The sequence below is a fragment of the Marinobacter alexandrii genome (assembly GCA_039984955.1).
GTDB lineage: Bacteria > Bacteroidota > Bacteroidia > Cytophagales > Cyclobacteriaceae > Ekhidna.
In genome coordinates this window covers 2451612-2473736 of the sequence record JBDWTN010000007.1, presented here as the reverse complement: position 1 = coordinate 2473736, position 22125 = coordinate 2451612, and the positions used below count along the sequence as shown (strand labels likewise).

The following is a 22125-nucleotide window of genomic DNA, read 5'->3' as shown; positions in this document are numbered from 1 at the left end:
ATTCTATTCTTTGCTATTAATTAATGAAAAAACATACCTCATTTCACTGGCGATTTGCGCGCATCGTTTATCGTACGTTTTCGACTCGTCAGATGTACCATCCGAAACCTTCGGATCTTCATAAAAAAGCTTGATTCGCTTGCTTGCTCCTGAGACGAATGGACAATCGGCATCAGCTTCTGAGCAAGTCATTACAGCTGCAAAGTCTGCCTGAGGATTGATGCATCATCAAAGGTTTATAATACTCCGAGTAGAAAGTCTCTGGTAATTATATAATATATATTTCACCTCATCTTTAAGCCTTCATTTTTGGCTTAACCGCAGCGGCGGACCGTCCAAAAACGAATCGCAACGGCGAACCGTCAAAAAAGTCAAGAAGATTTCAAAGCCTTTGCCCACTTGGCCATCTCCACCGCTCCAAATCTTCACCCCCACCCTCCTTGAAGAAATTTTCAGTATCACATTTTATTTAATTAACGAAAAAACATACTTCATTTCACTGGCGATTTGCGCGCATCGTTTATCGTACGTTTTCAACTCGTCAGATGTACCATCCGAAACCTTCGGATCTTCATAAAAAAGCTTGATTCGCTTGCTTGCTCCGTGAACGAATGGACAATCTGAATCAGCTTCCGAGCAGGTCATTACAGCTGCAAAGTCTTTCTGCGGATTGATTGCATCATCAAAGGTTTTGGAGAAACAAATCATTGGCTTTACACCCTCTGCAAATTCAACGGTATACTTTGGATTGATGCCCTCACCATCTGTGATTTCTAATCCTGCTCTGCGAAGTGCCGCTACCGCATTGGGATGAAAAGCGGTTGCTTCTGTTCCTCCTGAATAGGTAGCAGCTTCAATCCCAAAATAATGTGCAAATACCTGAGCCCAAACCTGACTCAAATGACTCCTTCTGGAGTTGTGTGTACAAATGAAATTGAGCTTAGGGTTTTCATTTTGTAGGATGTATGAAGCCAATTCATTGAGAATGTGCTTGCGTGAACCTTCTAAAGAAAAATCCAGTGATGAGATATAGTTTTTTATATTTTGATACATATTTAAAAAGGGCCTTTCGGCCCTGAAATTAGCAACATCCAACGAGTTCGTTCTTCTTTTCTGAAGCATCCTGACGACTACCCATTTGGTCATCGTCTTTTAGGAAATGATATACTTCCCACTCATACCCATCAGGATCTTTGACCCAGAACTTATCCTGAACTGCAAAACAACAAGAAGTATTCTTTTCTTCCAGTTCTATTTTCATCAAAGATTCTAATTCCTTTTTCTTTTGAGAAAGTTCTTCAGAGCTATTCACCCGAACGCCCATATGACCAAAACTTGGGCTGGCATTATTTGACTCAATGAATGAAATAACCAATCCAGGATTCTCAAGTTCGAATTTGCTATATCCCTTCTCAACCTTTACGGGTTCTTGTCCAAAAAGTCGCTGATAGAATTCTGTGGTACGCTCAACATTGGATACATTGAGACCTACATGAAATTTAAATTGTTCCATAATTATTGTGTTTAATTGTTGTTTCGTTTGTGTAGCATTTTTCGAAATGGATGTTAGAGTCAAACTCCCCTACGATCCACTTCTGCCCATCAGGATCAATCAATCCTATCGCTTTATCTAGTTTTTCACACTCATTTTTTAGCCGTTCGATGGATTGAAATCGACTCATGCGATGATTGATGTCTTGAAGCTGTATTTGATTGGCCTTTAAAAAGTAAGGTTCGTTTTCGTTTGATTTTAGTGACTCAGTAATCTGCAGTTGAAACTGAGTAGTTTCAAAAAGAATATTTGAAGGACTTAGTAAATGAGGCATTTTCTCAAACAGCTCACGGTAAAAGACCAGGCTATTGTTTAGGTTTTTACTATTTACAAGATATTTTTTCATCGTTATATCGTATTATTACGATTAAATAAATTAAATTTTTTTAGCAACAGTCAGAAGCAGGATCGTAACGATCTAGTAGGCCCTTTAACCGCTCTTTTACTTTATCCCATATCTCAGCATTGATGCAATAACACATGGAGGTGCCTTCTACAGTGCCTGCTATCAATCCAACGGACTTCAATTCTTTTAAATGTTGAGAGATTGTGGCTTGGGCCAATCCTAATTCCTCCACTAAATCACTATTGATACACTGATTTGCCTTAATCAGGTATTCAATAATTGCTACCCTTGCAGGGTGAGCAAAGGCCTTTGCAATCAATGCTAATTCGTTTTGCTCCGAAGTGAATAAGTTGGTTTTGCTAATTCCCATATCGTAATATTACGATGAATAAATTATTTAGTTCTTATTTTTCTCAAAAAATTGAAAATTGGCACTGCTAAAACTGCTCCAATAATTGGTGCTAGGAAATAAAGCCAAAGCACCTCAAGTTGATTTGAAACGATAGCAGGACCAAAAGATCTCGCTGGATTCATGGAAGCTCCGGTGAATGGTCCCGCAAAAAAAGCAGCGAGAAAAACGACGAATCCTACGACTATGGCAATTTTTGGAAGATGGTCCGTCTGAATAATAATCAATATAGAAAGCATCAATAGGAAAGTGATGAAGACCTCAATGAGGAATGTTTGTACTAAACTACCAGATGGTAGCGTCTCGCCGTATGTTGGATTTTCTGGCAAAAAGTATAGCAGAAACAAGCCGGCCAACAAGCCCCCAATTAATTGAAATGGAATATACCACAGTGCCTTTTTTTCATTTCTGTAGAAATAAAAAGCGATGCTCACAGCGGGATTGATGTGTGCCCCAGAAATCTTACCGAAGCTGAGGATCATTAATGTAACAATAACTCCAAAGCATACCGAAATCCAGAAATGTGGCATATTCAATGCGATTGATCCGGCACCAACTAGCACCAACCCAAACGTTCCTATCATTTCTGAGATATAAGCCTTCATTATCGCAATATTACGATTGAATATTGAAAGGACGAAAATTTCTTATCTTCATCGCATGATCAATCTGCTGAAACTGATTTTAAAGATTCTTCCATGGCTGATGGTAGTCGGACTGCTTAGTTGGATGCTTATTCAAGAAAAACTAAGTTTTTCAAAGGAACGAATTACTGAAATCGAAACGAACACCATTCTTACCCGAGTTGAGCAAATGGGGAAAATGGAACTGGTAAAATACAACTTTCAGGAGGTTACTGAAGTAAAAAAAATAGCTGCAGAAATTGATTTGAAGTTTTTTAAATATAAACCTGTCCCCGACTCCAAAGGAGTCTTAATCAGTCAGGGAAATGCTGCTGGGTGTATAGATTTCACTAAAATAACTTCTCAAAATATTCAATCTTCAGGGGATACGCTTTTCATTAAGCTCCCATCTCCGGAAATCTGTTACTTCAAGATAGACCTTGAAAAATCTAGGCTCTACGATCTTCAAATTGATTATATGCGTCAAGATGACCGAAAAAGCTTTGTGCAAGAATTATATCAGGTAGCCGAGCAACAAATCAAGAGCGCTTCAATTGAATCTGGAATTTTAGAGCAAACAAGAGAAAATGCGCAAGTCGTTCTACTACCTATCCTAGAAACTATTACCGGTCGAGTTGTTATTTTAAATTTTGATCTGGAAACAACAATTATTCAAGTTGAATAACACTCAAACTTGCCCAAACACCCAAACCATTTTATCATTGCTTTTGCTCAAGAACCGTAGATGGAAAAATTTGTAGAAGTCAGAAAACTCATTGCCAACAAAAACCCAACCTTACTTAAATGGTTACCTGGGTTTCTGATTCGTTGGGTTGAGCGAATCATCCACCAAAAGCAAGTGAATAAATTTATGGCTGCTAATAAAGATGCCGATGCATTTGAATTTAGTGAAGCGGCAGTCAACTTATTGAATCAGAAGCTTAGCATCAAGGGAATTGAAAACATACCTCCACAACCAGACAACTGCATTTTTGTATCCAACCATCCCTTTGGTGGGATGGACGCACTCACCATTATTCATTTGCTTAAAGACAAGCGGCCCGATATCAAGTTCATTGTTAACGACCTGCTTATGGCCTTAACTAACTTGAAAGAAAAGTTTGTTGGCGTGAATAAAGTAGGGAGAAGTGCCGCTCAATCACTGCAACGTGTAGAAGAACAGTTTGCTTCTGGAACAGCCACTTTTTTGTTTCCTGCTGGATTGGTAAGCCGAAAAATCAATGGGGAAATCATGGATTTGGAATGGAAGAAAACCTTTGTCACGAAAGCTAAAAAGTATAACAAACCCGTAATTCCTGTTCATATTGATGGGCGATTGACCAAACGGTTCTATCGGTTGGCCAGAATTAGAAAATTTTTAGGCATTAAATTGAATATTGAAATGTTCTTTCTTGTGGATGAGCTTTTTAAGCAGGAAAACAAAGAAGTAAACATTGTGATCGGGAAACCTGTTTTGCCTGATACCTTCTCTCGTGATAAGTCTGATTTTGAGTGGGCGCAGTGGATGAAGGGAGAAGTTTATAAATTAAAGGAAGCTTAAAGCAAAGCATGCAAAACCACCAAGAAATCATATCACCAATAGATCGAGATCTTTTAGAGCAAGAGCTGAATGATGATCGCTATGTGCGTGATACGAACAAAGGAAATAATAAAATCTACATCATCAATCATCACAACTCGCCAAACACCATGCAAGAAGTAGGACGCTTGCGAGAAGTTTCTTTTAGATATGCTGGTGGTGGTACAGGAGGAGAGGTCGATATAGATGATGCAGATACCAAAGAAAGATGCTATGAGCAGCTGGTTGTTTACAGTCCTGAAGATCGTGAGATCATTGGCGGTTATCGCTTCATTACTGGCACACAAGCATTAAATCCAGAGACAAATGAATTTGATCTGTCTACTGCCCATTATTTTGATTTTTCTGATCAGATGAAAAAAGAATTTCTCCCTAATTCGATTGAGCTGGGGAGATCATGGGTGCAACCCAACTATCAGCCTTCTATCAATCCGCGAAAAGGACTATTTGCTCTCATGAATATTTGGGATGGACTGGGCTGCTTGACCAAGCAGTATCCGGATATCAAGTACTTCTTTGGCAAGGTGACCATGTATACCAGCTACAATACTGAGGCTCGTGACATTTTGCTTTCTTTCATGGCTCATTATTTTCCTAATACGCTTGAATTGTGTCACCCAAAATCCGAATTGTTGGCAGGCTTTGATGACACGCTTTTTAAGGAACATTTCACTTCAGAAATGGACTATCAAGAGGGGTTTAAACTTCTTCATAAACTTTTAAAAGAGCGAGGTGAATTCATTCCTCCGCTCATTAACATCTACATGAGTCTGTCATCGACCATGATGACATTCGGTACAGCTCAAAATCCGGATTTCGGAGATGTAGAAGAGACTGCTATTCTTGTAACTATTGCTGACATTCACCAAGAAGTGATTGATCGGCACGTAAATTATTGAGAAGCGAATCCTCCTCTAAAGCAATAGAATTTCGTCAACAAAAAGCCAGCACTTCTCTCCAGGGTTGGAATGCCAATCTGGATTCGTGATATGACTTTTTACAGTGATTTTAGCTGAGACTGCCTTATCCAAGTCGACAGGCACTTCAAAATATTCCATACCGGATACAAATAACTCAGGTTTTAGTAGCGGAATATCCAACTGTCCGGCTAGTTCATAGTTTTCTCCATCAAGGGAAACATACACTTCAATACTTTTTGGGTAAAAGATCCAGCTTCCCTGATCTGATAATGCACTTACGACTACTTCTGTTACCTTTTTTGTGCCATCCAGTTCAAGTATTGCAAGTAGACTTTCTCCCTGATAACCTAGCCAGAGTCCATCCCTAAAATCCTGCGTTCCTTTTTTCCGATCAATGAGTGATTGTGCTCCATTTCCAGCATAGGCTTCATTTGGTGGTCTCTGCAGTCTTACTTTTTTAGGTACAGTTCCTACCTTAATCAACTTCTTTGTCGATGGCTCACTTATTCTCCAACCCTGCTTATAACTCACGGACTGTAAAACAAGTGATTCACTAATCTGGAAAGGCTCTGTATACCGAAGACTGGTGGTATCAGGATTCGATCCATCAGTTGTGTAATAAATGCTTACACCATTCAACCCTGAAGAGAGTTCAACAGTCGTTCGGTCTGAAAAAATAGGATTTGACACTTTAATTTCTGGAGAAATTAGCGCGTTATTTCCAAAGATATCATCAGGGATTTCGTACTGAATCGTTAGCTCGGCTGTATTTTTCTGGAGCTTCTCTACAAACTCGGCAGAGGCCTTAGTTTGCCATAAATATAGCTGCTCCAGTTTTGAAAGCTTCATCAATTCCTCAATCCCATAGTCTGAAATTTCTGTCTGATACAGATTCAAAGACTCCAAATTTTCCAACTCAGACACATACTTCAATGCATCATTTGAAATTGAAGTGTTCTGAAGTTGCAATTTCCTCAGGTTCTTAAAATATGATAGGTTTTCAGCCAGCTCATCGTTCAAATTCGATCCAGCCAAATTGAACTCTAATACATTTTCTGCTATAGATCTCAACTTCTTAAAATCAGCTTTATCTAGATCTGTTCGGTAAGCTAAATTGATCAACACCATTGGATGGTCTTCCGCGACAGGATAAACGGAAATATTCAAAGCTCTTAATTCTTCAAAATCCTTTTCATTCAAGGGATCTACATCATACTTTGGCTCACTATTCTCAAGTGCATCCAAAATTGCTTGTACTTCTTCTTTTTCAGTTATCTCTGATACAATGCAGCGTTCGCAAGCCTTATTTTTTATCCACCAGGCTAGTAATGTCATCTCATCTTCTGTTAGTTGTAGCTTCCCTTCGGGAGGCATATGTTTATCATCCGTATTCGGAAGATGAATTCGTTTCAATAGCTCACTATTCTCAACATCTGCAAAATCAAAAATGCCTCCAGATTTTCCTCCTGCAAAGAGGCCTGCGTAGGTCGTCATAATCAAGTCTCCTTTTGTCTTCGATTGATTATGGCAACTGTTGCATTTTCTGGTCAAAATGGGTGCTATTAGTCCTTCATAAACTTGAACCTGATTAATATCTCCTGAAAGTGTCACCTCCTCTGGAGGTTTGGTGAACAGATAATCTTCACCATGCGTGATATTGCCACCAAGGTGCCCCGTGATAATCAAAAGGATAGATGTAATGAGTAGTGTTGGGAATGAGAATCGCTGGAGTTTTTCCGATTTAGTGAGATGAAAAAGCAATGCTATTAATGATCCTATTGTAAGGGAAATACCCATCCACTTATGCCAAAAGAGTGCTTCAGGCTGATAACCTCCTTCTTCAGATAATAACCACCCTGTGATTGCCGCAAAAATTGAAGAGGCTGCACCCAGTAATAGGGCTGCACTGATAGAAAAGTCTAAATCGGTTCTTTTTTTCCAGTGTTTTAACAATTCCAATATCAATGCAAAAAAAAGAATGCCAATAGGCATATGCACAATCAGTGGGTGAAAACGAGCTACGTTAAGATAAAATTGAGCCTCTTCCTGCATCTTATTTCTGAATAAATACTTCGTCAACGAAAAACCAAGGTATTGACCCTGTACCCAGATGCCAATCAGGAATTCTATTCATCATGATTTTAATCGTCACTTCCTTCACATTTTTTCTAGGAATCGTCAATTGGATGTATTGAAAAGACTTCAGTTCATTTTGTAGCCGATCCTTTTCCCACAAGGTTACTTGTTCATTTCCTAACCAAGCTTCAACAGAAACAGGCACAAAAATCCAAGATCTCTGATCTTCAAGAAGACTTAGGTACACCTTCGGAATATCCATCCTCTTTTCTAGCTCAACTTTCATCTCAATGGTATCTGCCGAAAAACCTAACCAATGTCCATCTCGGAAATCAGCACTTCCTTTTATTTGGTTCGTCAGTCCACTAATCCCTTTTCCAGGATATGACTCTGAAGGGTCAGGTGACACTTCAAGCTTGATCGTACTGTTGGGGTTTAATTTGAATACGGATAATTCTACAACTATACTTGGTTGGAAATCCTCATGCCAAGCTTTGGCCTTAATTTGAACACTCTGATCTATACTAATTTTCGATTTATAGATATCGCTTTCTTTGGTGGGTATTGAGCCGTCTGTAGTATAGTGAATTACTACGCCATCAATATCTAAGTCTATTTCAATATCAGTTTGATTAATGAAATAGATAGTGCTTGAACTAATTTTTGGTGAGGAAAGCTGGAATTCGCTGGTTTGTGCATACCTCTGGCCTTCTGCTTTAGAAGCCAGAAAAATCAAAGATGCCATAATCCCATATTTCACCAATATGTATCTCATACTCGCACTAGTTTTATTGGATATGAACCTGAGGCATTCCACTGTGGAATATATAAACTATCATCTTCGTCAATACATACATCATGAGGATGTTGAAAGATTTGAAATGCCTGTCTCATTTCCTTTAGCTCACCCTTTTCATAGATTGGATTCGTTCCTCCTGGTGCGGAAACTAATTTATTATTCTTGTCGAGGATAGACACGAATCCAGTTCCACCAGAGCCATCCCCTGACCAAATGGTAGCTAGATATACTTCTTTATTTTTTATTACAGGTCTGCAGATGAATGCTCCTGGGAGGTGAATGCTCTCTAAATATTCTCCATCCAGAGTGAATCGTTTTAGTTTATTCACCATTCGATCAGTAACTAAAAGGGTGGGTTCTTCCTTCCGACTATCTATGCAAATGCCGTGAGCATTCCCAAAATTGAATTCCTCAGTCCCTTTACCTCCAAATACATTCTTCAATGTACCATTCGAATCATACTGCATGATGTACTGTTCACCATATCCATCAGCAACGTAAATATCTCCATTGGCAGCAACAGCAGTTTCAGTGGGAAGGTAAGTGTTGGCATTGCCATACTCTTCTGCTTCGATAGGGTATGCTAGTTTCATAACAATTTGCCCATCTAGCGTCGTTTTCATCACTTGATGCAATTCTGTATCTGTGATGTACAAAAAATCTTCCCCTCCTTCATCTGAAATAGTCAAGCCATGTGCGCCAGGAAATTCATTCCCCCATGTTTTAATAAGCTTTCCAGACTTGTCATAGATGATGACATTATTATCTGTATGGTTAGTCAGCAGGATGATTCTTCCTTGACTATCCTGTACCATTTCATGGCAATCTCTGACAGGATAATGTTGGGAATTTAATACGCCCCAATTGAGATCAATTTTGTAGCGAAAGTCTCCATGTCCGATGATTTGATCTTTAGCCTCTTTGCTAGCAAAATTTGTTAGCCCTATCCCAACACCTATGACACCCAATGAGCTTTTTTTGATGAATTTTCTTCTTTTCATCTAACTCAAAATGTCTTTTACTACATGGCCCTCTACGTCTGTCAATCGGAAACGTCGGCCTTGATATTTGTAAACTAAACGTTCATGATCAACTCCTAGCTGATGTAAAAGCGTAGCTTGAAAGTCATGTACATGAACTGGGTCTTTCACAATGTTGTAACCAAACTCATCGGTCTCTCCATATACAATTCCAGGTTTGATACCTCCTCCTGCCATCCACATAGAAAAGCAGCGAGGGTGATGATCTCTTCCATAATTGGCATCCGTAAGTGTTCCTTGAGAGTAGTTAGTGCGTCCAAATTCTCCTCCCCATATCACCAGCGTATCTTCTAGCATTCCACGTTGCTTCAAATCCATTACCAGGGCAGCCGAGGCTTGATCTACATCCATCGCTTGCTTTTGAATAGCTCCTGGGAGATTATCGTGTTGATCCCAACCCATATGATACAGTTGAATGAAGCGTACACCCTTCTCAGCCAACCGCCTGGCAAGAATACAATTTGCGGCGAACGTTCCAGGCTTCAATGAATCAGGGCCATACATTTTGTAAATATGATCTGGCTCATTTTGGATATCCATGACTTCAGGAACTGAAGTCTGCATTCGATAGGCCATTTCATACTGCGAAATCCTACTGTTAATTTCTGGATCTCCAGTCTCTTCAAACTGCATGCTATTTAGTTGAAATAGCTTATCCAACATTTGTCTTCGACTTTGACGTGTCATTCCATCGGGATCATTTAAATAAAGAACTGGATCTTTCGCTGCTCTGAATTGTACCCCTTGATGTAGTGAATGTAAGAATCCATTTCCCCATAGTCTGGAGTACAAGGGCTGTCCATTGGGTCTACCTGTTCCTCTTGAAAGAAGTACCGAAAAAGTAGGTAGGTTTTCATTTTCACTTCCCAGCCCGTAGCTCATCCAGGAGCCAATACTCGGACGACCCGGCTGCTGTGATCCTGTCTGAAAAAAGGTGATCGCTGGATCGTGATTGATCGCTTCGGTATGCATAGATCGAATAATGCAAAGCTCGTCAACAATTTTTGAGGTGTATGGTAATATGTTGCCAATCTCAGTTCCGTTTTGCCCATGTTTTTTGAAACCAAACTGAGAACCAACAAGAGGGAACGAATTTTGATCGGAAGTCATCCCTGTCAGTCGTTGACCATCTCTGATAGATTCTGGCAGATCCTCTCCTCTTCTTTGATTTAAGAGTGGCTTATGGTCAAATAATTCCAGCTGTGAAGGCCCCCCACTTTGAAATAAGTAGATTACTCTTTTCGCTTTGGCGGGATGGTGTAATGCATTTAATGCCCCTCGTACACCAGAGGTTCCCGTATCGGTAGAGATTATGCCTTTTTCTTCTCTCAGAAAATTCATTCCCATGAGTCCTCCCAAAGCTACGGAACCAGCACCTAAAGCCATTTTCCCCAAGAAGGCTCGCCTATTTTCATTCAATGCATATTCCTCTAGAATTTTCTTCATAACAGGGTCATTTAACCTCGTGTAATTGCTTCATCCAAATTGAGAATCGCGTGTGCTACAATTGCATATGCAGCCAACTCCACAGTATCTAGAGAAGATTTCACTTCGCTTCTTCCAATTGCCAGGTATGCTTTAGCACGACTTGGTTCATTAGAAAATGCTACTCTCTCCTCTTCGAAATATTCATTCAATACTAACAATTCTTCTTCCGACGGCATTCTGGATGTCGCTCTTCTAAACATAAACTTCATTATCTCAGCAGGGTCGCTTTTATTGGATAATGCTTCTTCAGCAAGCGATCGACTTGCCTCAATAAACTGTGGATCATTCAGTAAAACTAGTGCTTGCAATGGTGTACTTGTTTGCTGTCGCTTAACAGTACATAAATCTCTGGATGCGGCATCAAATGTGATCATATTTGGTGGGGGCACAGTCCGTTTCCAGAAGGTATACAGGCTTTTGCGATAAACCAGATTTCCCGAGTCTATCTCATATTGAGCAGTGCTTCCACCACCTCCCCCTGTGGTCTCTTTCCAAAGCCCTTCTGGTTGATACGGTTTTACACTAGGACCTCCAATTTCTTCATTCAAAAGACCGCTTAATTGCAGGGCTTGATCTCGCAACATCTCGGCACTTAACCTTAGTCTGGAAGCCCTCGCCAAGTATTGATTTTCCGGGTCCTTTCTGACCATCTCCGGAGTTGCATTACTCGATTGCTGATAGGTTGCGGACATCACCATATACTTCAACATTTTCTTTGTATTCCAACCTTCTTTCTCATATTTGACTGCAAGAAAGTCTAATAACTCAGGGTGGGAAGGCAGGGCTCCTTGATTTCCAAAATCATAAGGGGTAGAGACAATACCCTGGCCAAATAGCTGTTGCCAAAGTCGGTTTACAGCTACACGTGCAGTAAGAGGGTTTCTTTCATCAAACAGCCAATTAGCTAATCCCAATCGGTCTCTACTAAAGCCTTCGTCAAAGTCAAAAATAAATTCCGGAGTTGCTGGATCAACTTGTTCTAATGGTTGGTCATATATACCGCGATTAAGAATGAATGTTTTTCGAGGTTTCTTCATCTCACGCATCACCATTAATGGAATCTCTTCTTCATCATTCCTATTGTTGATAAAAGACAGAATACCATCAATGTCCTTTTTGGAAATTTTTATATGTGGATCTGCCGCAACATCCTGCATTTCAATCAATCCTACTTCCGGAATATTATTGAAGAAGGCAAACATTGAAAAATAGTCCTTCTGTGTGATTGGATCATATTTATGATCATGACATCTGGAGCATTCCATGGTCAATCCCATGAAAGCAGTACTCACTGTTTGGCCTCTGTCCGCAACATATTCTGTTCGGTATTCTTCTGGTATCACTCCTCCCTCTGCAGTGATTTTATGATTTCTATTGAAGGCCGTAGCAACAATCATTTCTAAAGAAGCCGCAGGCATAAGGTCTCCGGCCAATTGCCATTTTACAAATTCATTGTATGCTTGGTTTTTATTGAAAGAGTGTATCACCCAATCACGCCATGGCCACATTATTCGTTCAAAGTCATCTTGATAGCCATGCGTATCAGCATATCGTGCTAGCTCCATCCAATCGATTGCCATTCTTTCTCCATATGCGGGTGATGCAAGTAAGCGATCTACTTGTTTCTCAAAAGCATCCGAAGAGGCATTATTGAGAAATGACTCTAACTCTGAAATGGTCGGAGGCAACCCGGTTAGGTCAAACGAAACTCTTCTTAGGAGTTTTTCTTTGGGTGCTATTTTAGAAGGTTTAAACGACTTCTCTTCCAATTTTTTGAGAATGAAATAATCAATTTCATTTTTCGCCCAGTCACTATTCCCTACCTCTGGAACTTCTGAGTTCTTTGGTGGGATGAATGCCCAGTGAGGTTTCCATTCTGCGCCTTGTTCTACCCACTTAATAAGTAATTGCTTTTCCCGTTCTGACAATGTGAGATTAGACTCTGGTGGTGGCATAACCTCGCCTGGATCTGATGATAGTATCCGCTGAATCAGCGTACTATTTCCCGTATCTCCAGCAACGAGCGCAAAATGTTTAGTTTTCTCTCCAAGTGCCCCAAAAGCCAACTTTTTGGTATGCAAGGAAAGTCCAGCTTCTCTGGTTTTAGGATCAGGCCCATGGCACTTGAAACATCGATCAGAAATGATTGGCTTTATGTGAAAGTTGAAATCAATGACCTGTGGGATTGCCTCTTCTATTTCAAAAGAAGCTTCCTCATTTCGAGAAGTACTACATGAATAAATAATCGCTCCCCCAAAAATGGCCCATGAAATAAGGTTAATAAAAGAACGAAATCTTTGCTTAAAAATTGGGTTAAATGTGTCCAAATGCCGTTTATATAATAAAACTTCAAGTTACATTGTACTTCATAGATTTAAAAGATGATTAGTAAGATTATCAACTGGCTACTTAACCCTTTCTCCATGCTTTATTACCATATCAACTTCTTGAAGTAGTGATATATATCTGAGCACATCACCTTTTATGGCAATAATATCAGCGTATTTGCCTTCAGAAATGGTTCCATATTCTTTCTCTACACCCATAATTTTAGCTGGCCAATATGTAGCAGCTCTTATCGTATACATTGGATCAAAACCAAATTCGTTTACCCAGACATCTAATTCATTCCAAGTGGATTGTATATGGAATTTCATTGGTATTCCACTATCTGTGCCAATGAGCAGCACAACTCCCGCGTCTTTTAGTTGGTTTACCTTTCGCTCTAAAGTAGGTTTTCTAATGGGTGTTAGCTGAAAGTAGGGAAGTCGATCTGGGTGTTGAAATGAATTTTTGATATCTGAAACAACTGTATCAGGCAAACCCAAATGCCACTCAGGGTTATCCAATTTTTCTTGATTGTCTCTTACGTATTCATAATTATAAAGCCCTTCTACAGTTGGTGTCCAGTATAGTGGACCAAGGTTCATTTGAGCAGTACGTTCTTTGATCATTTCCATCACATCTACAGGGTATTCTGGAGAACTGGATAGTCCGGTGTGCTCAAAACAATCAACACCTGCCAACAAACCTTTCCTTATTTCTTCAGGCCTATGCCCATGAGCCACGACTGTCAAATCATTTTTATGTGCTTCATCTACTATTGCATTTACAACATTTTGCGACATTTGATCTTGGTCGATTAGCTTAATGCAGTCAACACCAGCTTTCGCTAAGCGACTAACTTTTTCTCTAGCTTCCTTTTCATTAGCTACTCCCCACCTAAATGCTTCGGTTCCAGGATATGGCTTTTTTTGAATAAATGGCCCAGACACGTATAAAGTTGGCCCTGGAATTTCTCCTTTTGCGATTCGATCTCTTACGCTCAGACTTTCCTTCAAAGGCCCACCTAAATCTCGGGCGCTTGTTACCCCAGCCATCAAAAGTTGGTGGGCGGAGGCGGGCATAATGACCTCTTCAAACAATGGTGGATAGGTTTTATCCCAATAAGCATAATCAGCATGCCCGTTGATCATGAGATGGACATGCATATCCCACAGTCCAGGCATCACACTCATCCCTTCCGTTGAAATAATTTCAGATCCTTTTGGTATTTCTAATGTTCCAACTTGTCCAATAGCCTTGATTCGATCTCCTTCAATGATGATGATGCTATTTTTAATGGGCGTTGACCCAAAACCATCAATGAGTGTTCCTCCAACCAATGCCTTTAGCTGTGAAAAAGATGATGAAATAGTAAGAAAAGAGATGAAAAAAAGATGTAGATATCGCATAAAGATTCCGTTAATACTTGATAAGATACAAAATTAAGGAGTCCTTGTTTATTCAATGTATGTCCTTGAACCGGACGGGTTCTTCATTTTTGGCTTAGCCCAAAAACGAAGCAAAAAGCCCAAGGCTATGAATAAATTCCTAAAATTCAGGTTGTTAGTTGTTATAAATCCAAACTCCCCGCTAATAGCGGGTCAAACAATGGATTTATTTTTCGATATTCATCAGCCTGAATTTTCAACGGAATTTATTCAAATACCAAATGAGAACCTCAAAATAAATGCTTTTTAACAAAAATGAGATTTTATTATCCGTAAAACGGAATTCTCAAGAGCATTTCAAAATCTAATTGAAGATGCCCTAGACCAAAACGAACGAATTTATTATGTTACAAAAATTTTAGCAAGTTTGTCATACTGCAAACAATCATACATTCTGCTATATCAATTTTCCCACACATTCTCTAATTCTTCCAATGATTTTCCTTTGGTTTCAGGTATGAATTTCTTAGTTAGAATGATCGTTAACGCGATAAATACAATGAAAATGAAATAGGGAAGAGATCCATTCCATGGAGAAGCGGAGTTTATTTCACTACCCATCACTCTTGGAAATGTTTGCGCTACCACTCCATTAAATAGCCACTGGGCTGCTACTGCTATTGACATAGCTAAACCTCTAATTTTATTTGGAAACATCTCTGAAAGAAGGACCCAAACGACAGGACCCATTGACATTGCAAAAGAGGCAATAAAGATCAGTATACCTAATAAAGACAGTAGACCCACAGATTCAGTCATTAGTGTTAGACTCAGTAAACCAAAACCCAAAATCATTCCAAGTGATCCTGTAATAATTAAAGGCTTCCGACCCCATTTATCTACCGTAAACATGGCTAAAAACGTGAATCCAAAATTTACTCCTGCCAATAAAATTTGCTGAGATAATACATCCTCTTCACCAAAGCCTAATGCCTTCTCAAAGATATCTGCACCATAATATAGCACAGCATTTATCCCAGTGAATTGTTGCAATACTGAAAGAGCAGTACCAATAAGAACTATTTGCAACAGAGGTTTTTTTATAATGCTTTTTATTGACGTCTTGTCACTTTTCTCAATTGATTCAATGATTTGATTGAACTCTACCTTTGCTTCATCAGCACCGTGAATTTTCTCAAGAATAACTCTTGCCTCATCCTTTCGCCCCTTGATTAAGAGCCATCTCGGGCTTTTCGGAACAAAAAATAAGAGAATAAGAAAAAGGCCGCATGGAATTAACTCAGACCAAAACATGTCTCTCCATCCATTTGCAATACGATATTCTAAATCTCCCGAATTACCAATAAAATAGGTCGCCAAGAACACAACAAAGAATCCAGTTACAATAGCCATCTGATAAAAGGTCACCATTTGACCTCTTTTCCGACTAGGAGAAATTTCAGCTATATACATAGGAGCATTCATAGATGCTATGCCAATTCCGACTCCTCCAATCAGTCGAAAGAATATGAGTAGGTTCAGACTTTCGGGTAGAAATGATGGTAATCCAGAGCCCCAAGCGGAAATGGTAAATAAAATTGCTGATATAACAAGCGACTTTTTTCTGCCTATCCAATCACTTAGAACACCAGAAAAGACAGCTCCAAGAACACATCCATATAAAGCACTGCTGACAATATCACCCTTCATACCATCCGTTAGCTCAAAGTACTTGCTAAAATAGAATTGTGTGCCATTGATTACACCAGTATCATAGCCAAAGAGAAGACCTCCTAGTGATGCTATAATAGTTATGAGGAGTAGATTATTTTTTTTCATCATTTAGTTGGGTTAGTTGGGGCAATCATTCTGTATCTGCTTTAGAAAACTAGGTGTCAAGAATAATCATCTTAAAGCTAAGATGACCTTTGAGGTAATCCTTTAGACCAAATACCCCGCTATTTTGAAACTATTGTCCAGCCATGTAGAAAGAGCTTTTCATACTATTGCTTTCAATACATGTATACAACTATGAAGTGCTTTTTCACCCTAACATTTGTCAGCATATCTATCCTTTCATGCAATGATTTGACTAGCAATAAAAGTCAATCGGGCGCTGAACAGAAAATAGATAGTCTTTTGAGTTTGATGACGCTGGAAGAAAAGATTGGTCAAACTGCTCTAAGGGGTACATCATCCAGAGAAAAGGGTCTCCCTGAAAAACTTAAAGAACAAGTTCGTAACGGAGAAGTAGGTGCTATGCTCAATGTGATGAATGTGGAGCATGTGAAAGAACTTCAACGAATAGCTATGGAAGAAAGCCCACGAAGAGTTCCTCTCATTTTTGCTCGAGATGTTATCCATGGTTTCAAGACCATTTTTCCTATTCCACTTGGACAAGCAGCTTCTTGGAACCCTGATCTGATAGAGGATGGAGCACGGATTGCCGCAAAAGAGGCTACAACACGAGGCATTCGATGGACCTTCGCTCCGATGGTTGACATTGCCAGAGACCCACGCTGGGGACGTATCGCTGAATCTCCAGGTGAAGATCCTTATTTAGCAGAAGTAGTATCACTAGCATCTGTGAGAGGGTATCAGGGAGATGATCTTGCTAACTCAGAATCTATGGTTGCTTGTGTCAAGCATTTTGCGGGCTATGGTGCCGCCATTGGTGGGCGAGATTATAATACTGCCATTATTCATGAAGAACTACTTTACAACACCTATCTCCCACCATTCAAAGCAGCAGTGGAAGCAGGAGTAGGCACATTTATGACCAGTTTCAATGAGCTCAATGGTGTTCCAGCTACAGGTAATCAGTTTCTCCTTCAGAATGTGCTACGGGATCAGTGGGGGTTTGATGGTTTTGTTGTGAGTGACTGGAATTCCGTGATAGAGATGATTCCACATGGATATGCAGCGGACGAAAGAGAGGCAGCTTTAAAGGCAGGTAAAGCAGGTATGGACATGGAAATGACAAGTGACGCCTATGCAGATCACCTTAAGGATTTGATAACGGAAGGTCTACTTGATGAAAGCACTTTGGATGAGATGATAAAAAATATTTTGAGAATTAAATTCAACATGGGCCTCTTTGAAAATGCTGATTTCGAAAGCGAGAACATCGACTATCATCCTGACCACTTGGAAGCTGCCAAGCAGTCAGCTATGGAGAGCATGGTCTTATTAAAGAATTCTAAAAACTTCTTGCCAATCAATTTTTCTAAAACTAAAGTAGCAGTGATTGGGCCCCTTGCTGATGCGCCGCACGAACAATTGGGCACTTGGACATTTGATGGCGAACAAAAGCACACGATAACCCCATTGATGACACTGAAAAAACAGTATGGAAGTCAGGTAAACTTTGTTTCTGGATTGACCCACAGTCGAGATAAGTCAAAGAAAGGATTCTCCAAAGCAATTGAAGCAGCAAAGAATTCAGACGTCATCCTGTTTATTGGTGGAGAAGAAGCAATCCTTTCAGGAGAAGCTCATAGCCGTGCGAATATTGACTTGCCAGGTTCCCAGGAAGAGCTCATCAAAGAACTATCCAAACTAAACAAACCCATTGTACTTGTAATTATGGCAGGGAGACCGATTACGTTAGGAAATATTTTATCTGATGTGGATGCGGTAATCATGGCCTGGCACCCTGGAACGATGGGTGGGCCAGCATTAGTGGATCTCCTGAGTGGGAAAATATCCCCATCCGGAAGACTCCCTGTAACATGGCCAAAAAGTGTGGGGCAAATTCCCATTTTCTACAATCACAAAAACACGGGAAGACCAGCATCCAAAGAATCATTTGTGGGTATTGATGATATCCCAATTGGGGCCTGGCAAAGTTCGCTCGGGAATAATTCACATTACCTCGACGATGGCTTTACTCCGTTGTTCCCCTTTGGTTTTGGTCTTACATACAGTGATTTTGAATACTCTGAGCTAAGACTAAATAAAAAGACTTTTGAGATAGGGGATGCCGTTGAGGTGAAATTCAACCTAACTAATACCGGTAGTAAAAACGCTACTGAAGTAGTTCAATATTATTTTCAGGATGTTTCAGCAAGTATCACCAGACCTATAAGAGAGCTGGTCGGTTTTGATAAAATCGCACTTAAAAGTGGAGAAGAGAAAGAGATAACTTTCTTACTTCCCATTGAAGAACTAAGCTTTTACAATAAAAATGGAGAACCGGTTCTTGAGGCTGGCGAGTTTAATTTGTGGGTAGCTCCAAATGCACAAGAAGGAATTAAGACCTCATTTAATGTCAGGTAAACATTGGCGGGAAGCTCTTTCCTCTTCTAGCTTCCCGTCCTAATTAAGGTTGCCCTAAACAGATAACAACCAGGCCAACAAAAGGACGCAGATAAAGCTAGTTAAGGCCAAGATAGTTGTCATAACTGTCCAACTCGCAAATGATTCCTTTTCGGTTAACCCTAGATACTGCTTTACCAACCAGAAGCCACTATCATTTACATGAGACATGATGGACGCTCCTGATGCGATAGTAATAACAGTTAGCGCTTTGAGGAGTGTTGAGCTCTCTGGATCCATCAATGGCGAAACCAGACCTGCGGCTGTAATCATAGCCACGGTACTTGACCCTTGCAATACTCTAACTATTGCAGCAACTATAAATGCAAAAAGAAAGATGGATAGTCCTTTATCAGCAAACCATGAAGCCAACATCGCACCTGTACCAGTATCTATCAAGACTTGCTTAAATACGCCTCCCGCTCCTGTCAAAAGAATGATCGTACCAGCCGGAGCAAGTGACTTTGTGCTCATCTTTTGCAACTCAGCACGAGAAACCCCTCTCCGGGTCCCAAGCACGTACAATGCAATCAAGTTGGCCAAGATCAGTGCAACAAACGGATGGCCAACCATTTGCATCGTGGACTTAAATACTTCTGAGACCGATCCACTAGGAAAAAGAGAGCTATTTACTACTGTATTTCCCACAATCAATAAAATAGGCAGTCCAACAATGGCAATCGTACTTCTAAGCAGTGAAGTATCTAACACCTCATCCGATGATTCGATTTGATTCGGTGCTTCAATAAATATTTTAGATGCGATGAATTTTCCAAAAACTGGCCCGCTAATGATCGCTGTTGGTATACCTACAATGAACCCGAAGAGTATCACTGAGCCCAGATCAACATCCAAGATTTCCGCAATGGCTATCGGTCCTGGAGTAGGTGGAATAAAAGAATGAGTCACTGCAAGTCCGGCTAGTAATGGAATCGCATAGAGTAAAATCGACTTTCCTGTACGTCTTTGGAGTGCATATACTAATGGTATCAAAATGATGAATGCAACATCAAAGAATACTGGTATCGCAACAAAGAATCCTGTAAATACCATCGCCCAGGAAGCTCTCTTTTCACCAAATCTGCGTATCAGCGATTGAGCAACCGCTTGAGCTCCTCCAGATTGTTCCAAAATAGCACCGAAAATAGCACCCAAACCTACGACTATCGCTACATAGCCGAGCGTGCCACCCATGCCTGTTTGAACCGTTTTAATGATGTCCTCAGGTGGCATTCCCGCCAATATTCCAACGAGAATACTGGCGATAAGCATGGCAATAAATGCTTGCAATCGCACAACAAGAATTAGCAGTAATAGCACAGCTACTCCGATAAATACCGATGTGAGCATCCAATAATCAATCATGCGCTACCAATTAGTATGAAAGAATTTTCCAGACTCAGAATCAATCCGCTCATAGGTATGAGCACCAAAAAAGTCTCTTTGCGCTTGGATCAAGTTGGCGGGCAAGCGATCTGTAATCATACCCAACCAGTATTGGTATGCTGATGAGATTACTGGTGTTGAAATCTTGGCCCTCACAGAGGTTTCCAGATAAGAAGCAACTCCGTTCTCTAGTTTTGAAAGCCTTGCGATCATGTCTTTTGAATCGAAAATATTTTCAATATCTCTAAAAAGAGATACAAGCTCTTCCATTAATTGAGATCGAATGATACACCCATTGGTCCAGACTCTTGCAATCTCAGATAAATCGACATGCCATTCATTTGTATCTGATATCTTCTTAACCAGTGAAAACCCTTGCTGATGGTTTACCAAACGAGCAAATCTGTAAGCGTCCTCCACAATTACCTCATCAATATCCTTACTGCTCGTTTTTCTATTAACAATCTTGAAAAGGACTACTCTTTTTTCTTTAAGTGTAGATATATACCTCGCAAATACAGCATCCGTCATCATGGTAGTGGGCATGCCATTGCCAAGTGAAATTTGACTAGACCATGATCCTGTCCCTTTGTTGGCTGCTTTGTCCAAAATAAGATCAAGCAGATATTTATCTCCTTCTTTCTTCCTTAAGATCTCAATCGTGATCTCTAGCAAATAGCTAGACAAGTCTGTTCTATTCCACCTTTCAAAGATCTCAGCAATTTCTTCATTGGATTTATGTAAACTCAAAGAATGATAGCATTCTGCTATCAGTTGCATCTCAGCATATTCAATTCCATTATGAATTGTTTTCACAAAATTACCAGATCCTCCAGATCCAACGTAGCTACAACATGCCTTGCCGTCTTTATCTTTTGCAGCAATAGCTTCAAGAACTCCTGATACTTCTTTGTAAGCCTCCTCTACTCCGCCTGGCATAATTGAAGGCCCTTTCAATGCACCTTCTTCTCCACCAGATATTCCGCATCCGAGGTATTGAATCTGTTTTTCTCCCAATCGCTCATTTCTTTTCTCAGTATCCTGATAGTGGGAATTTCCTCCATCAATAACAATATCTTTCTCTTCCAGAAGAGGCAATAATTTTCCAATCACATCATCTACAGGCGCACCAGCACTCACCATCAAGAGAATCTTTCTTGGTGAATCCAGTGATTCAACAAACTCTTTAAGACTGGTAAAGCCATGAAGTATCTCACTTGCATTATGTTCTAAGAAACTGGTTAGCACATGGGCTTCTTCTGGAGTATCTCGATTATACACCGAAAGAGAAAACTTATTTCTCAGGATGTTCTGAGCTAGGCTTCTGCCCATTACTCCCAAACCTATTAACCCAAATGATGACTTACTCATTAAGCAACTGACTTATTATATTATTAATCATTTTGTTAGGATCCTTTTTCAAATCCACACGTATCGCATCTTCGGGCTCTTCCAAGATACTGAATTGTGAATCAAGTAACTCAGCTTTCATGAAGTGCCCTTTTCGTTCCTGCATTCTCTTCATGATTATTTTTTTAGGGCCATGTAAAAAAATCCAATGCACCTTTTCTACTGATGAAGAAAGTAAAGTACGATACGATTCTTTCAACGCTGAACAGGTAAAAACAGCTCCATATCCCTCTTGACAATCCAATAAGAGACCGCTTAGAGTTTCTAACCATGGTTTTCTATCTCGATCATTGAGTGGAATGCCTTTAGACATTTTTTCTACGTTATTCCTAGGGTGATAATCATCTCCTTCGAAAAAAGGCAGATTAAGCCTTTCTGCGATTCCTCTACCAATGGTAGACTTACCACTTCCACTGACTCCCATTACAACGATGAGCATTGAACTA

General features: G+C 40.0%; 20 protein-coding genes. 4 read left to right on the top strand and 16 right to left on the bottom strand.

Annotated features, from left to right (window positions below; all coding sequences use genetic code 11):
* Positions 1-3: 3 nt before the first annotated feature.
* The 6 genes from ABJQ32_17355 to ABJQ32_17330 form a co-directional block, all read right to left on the bottom strand.
* The gene (locus ABJQ32_17355; GenBank protein MEP5291426.1) at positions 4-192 is read right to left on the bottom strand and encodes a hypothetical protein; all 189 of its coding nucleotides are present in this window, start codon (positions 190-192) and stop codon (positions 4-6) included.
* A 273-nt stretch (positions 193-465) separates the two neighbouring features.
* Positions 466-1053, bottom strand: a complete 588-nt coding sequence (locus ABJQ32_17350) for a protein-tyrosine-phosphatase (protein MEP5291425.1) — start codon at positions 1051-1053, stop codon at positions 466-468.
* 28 nt (positions 1054-1081) lie between these two features.
* Positions 1082-1513, bottom strand: coding sequence for an ArsI/CadI family heavy metal resistance metalloenzyme (locus ABJQ32_17345; GenBank protein MEP5291424.1), 432 nt, complete (start codon positions 1511-1513; stop codon positions 1082-1084).
* Positions 1500-1898: a hypothetical protein gene (locus tag ABJQ32_17340; protein ID MEP5291423.1), complete on the bottom strand. Its 399-nt coding sequence runs from the start codon at positions 1896-1898 to the stop codon at positions 1500-1502. Before ABJQ32_17340 ends, ABJQ32_17345 begins: the two co-directional genes overlap by 14 nt.
* A 40-nt stretch (positions 1899-1938) precedes the next feature.
* Entirely contained in the window at positions 1939-2268 is a 330-nt protein-coding gene (locus tag ABJQ32_17335; GenBank protein ID MEP5291422.1) for a metalloregulator ArsR/SmtB family transcription factor, read from the bottom strand.
* A 23-nt stretch (positions 2269-2291) separates the two neighbouring features.
* A complete protein-coding gene (locus ABJQ32_17330) occupies positions 2292-2912 on the bottom strand; it encodes an aquaporin (protein MEP5291421.1) in 621 nt (206 codons plus the stop codon).
* Between the two features lie 55 nt (positions 2913-2967).
* Here ABJQ32_17330 and ABJQ32_17325 point away from each other — a divergent pair, with 55 nt between their 5' ends.
* The 3 genes from ABJQ32_17325 to ABJQ32_17315 are packed head-to-tail and all read left to right on the top strand — an operon-like array spanning position 2968 to position 5429.
* On the top strand, positions 2968-3615 hold the full coding sequence (locus ABJQ32_17325) for a DUF4230 domain-containing protein (protein MEP5291420.1): 648 nt from the start codon (positions 2968-2970) through the stop codon (positions 3613-3615).
* A gap of 60 nt (positions 3616-3675) precedes the next feature.
* Entirely contained in the window at positions 3676-4491 is an 816-nt protein-coding gene (locus ABJQ32_17320; protein ID MEP5291419.1) for a 1-acyl-sn-glycerol-3-phosphate acyltransferase, read from the top strand.
* An 8-nt stretch (positions 4492-4499) separates the two neighbouring features.
* Positions 4500-5429 carry a GNAT family N-acetyltransferase gene (locus ABJQ32_17315; GenBank protein MEP5291418.1) on the top strand — a complete coding sequence of 310 codons (930 nt, stop codon included), beginning with the start codon at positions 4500-4502 and terminating at the stop codon, positions 5427-5429.
* 15 nt (positions 5430-5444) lie between these two features.
* On the opposite strand, the gene ABJQ32_17310 is transcribed toward ABJQ32_17315, so the two are convergent.
* From ABJQ32_17310 to ABJQ32_17280, 7 genes are all read right to left on the bottom strand, one after another.
* Positions 5445-7502: a chitobiase/beta-hexosaminidase C-terminal domain-containing protein gene (locus ABJQ32_17310; GenBank protein MEP5291417.1), complete on the bottom strand. Its 2058-nt coding sequence runs from the start codon at positions 7500-7502 to the stop codon at positions 5445-5447.
* A 1-nt stretch (position 7503) separates the two neighbouring features.
* Positions 7504-8301, bottom strand: coding sequence for a chitobiase/beta-hexosaminidase C-terminal domain-containing protein (locus ABJQ32_17305; protein MEP5291416.1), 798 nt, complete (start codon positions 8299-8301; stop codon positions 7504-7506).
* Positions 8298-9326 (bottom strand): hypothetical protein, encoded by a 1029-nt coding sequence (locus ABJQ32_17300; protein MEP5291415.1) that lies wholly within the window; start codon positions 9324-9326, stop codon positions 8298-8300. The genes ABJQ32_17305 and ABJQ32_17300 overlap by 4 nt, the downstream gene beginning before the upstream one ends.
* Complete coding sequence (locus ABJQ32_17295; GenBank protein MEP5291414.1) at positions 9327-10811, bottom strand: DUF1501 domain-containing protein; 1485 nt, start codon at positions 10809-10811, stop codon at positions 9327-9329. It lies immediately after the preceding gene.
* Between the two features lie 11 nt (positions 10812-10822).
* Entirely contained in the window at positions 10823-13180 is a 2358-nt protein-coding gene (locus tag ABJQ32_17290) for a PSD1 and planctomycete cytochrome C domain-containing protein (protein MEP5291413.1), read from the bottom strand.
* Positions 13181-13258: 78 nt separating this feature from the next.
* Positions 13259-14587: an amidohydrolase family protein gene (locus ABJQ32_17285; protein ID MEP5291412.1), complete on the bottom strand. Its 1329-nt coding sequence runs from the start codon at positions 14585-14587 to the stop codon at positions 13259-13261.
* Between the two features lie 441 nt (positions 14588-15028).
* Positions 15029-16405, bottom strand: coding sequence for a sugar porter family MFS transporter (locus tag ABJQ32_17280; protein ID MEP5291411.1), 1377 nt, complete (start codon positions 16403-16405; stop codon positions 15029-15031).
* A 192-nt stretch (positions 16406-16597) separates the two neighbouring features.
* Between ABJQ32_17280 and ABJQ32_17275 the strand changes: the two genes are divergently transcribed.
* Positions 16598-18844, top strand: a complete 2247-nt coding sequence (locus ABJQ32_17275; protein ID MEP5291410.1) for a glycoside hydrolase family 3 N-terminal domain-containing protein — start codon at positions 16598-16600, stop codon at positions 18842-18844.
* A 54-nt stretch (positions 18845-18898) separates the two neighbouring features.
* Here ABJQ32_17275 and ABJQ32_17270 read toward each other — a convergent pair whose 3' ends face one another.
* The 3 genes from ABJQ32_17270 to ABJQ32_17260 are packed head-to-tail and all read right to left on the bottom strand — an operon-like array spanning position 18899 to position 22118.
* Positions 18899-20248 carry a gluconate:H+ symporter gene (locus ABJQ32_17270; protein ID MEP5291409.1) on the bottom strand — a complete coding sequence of 450 codons (1350 nt, stop codon included), beginning with the start codon at positions 20246-20248 and terminating at the stop codon, positions 18899-18901.
* Positions 20249-20251: 3 nt separating this feature from the next.
* Complete coding sequence (gndA, locus tag ABJQ32_17265) at positions 20252-21640, bottom strand: NADP-dependent phosphogluconate dehydrogenase (protein MEP5291408.1); 1389 nt, start codon at positions 21638-21640, stop codon at positions 20252-20254.
* Entirely contained in the window at positions 21633-22118 is a 486-nt protein-coding gene (locus ABJQ32_17260; protein ID MEP5291407.1) for a gluconokinase, read from the bottom strand. The genes gndA and ABJQ32_17260 overlap by 8 nt, the downstream gene beginning before the upstream one ends.
* Between the last annotated feature and the right edge of the window lie 7 nt (positions 22119-22125).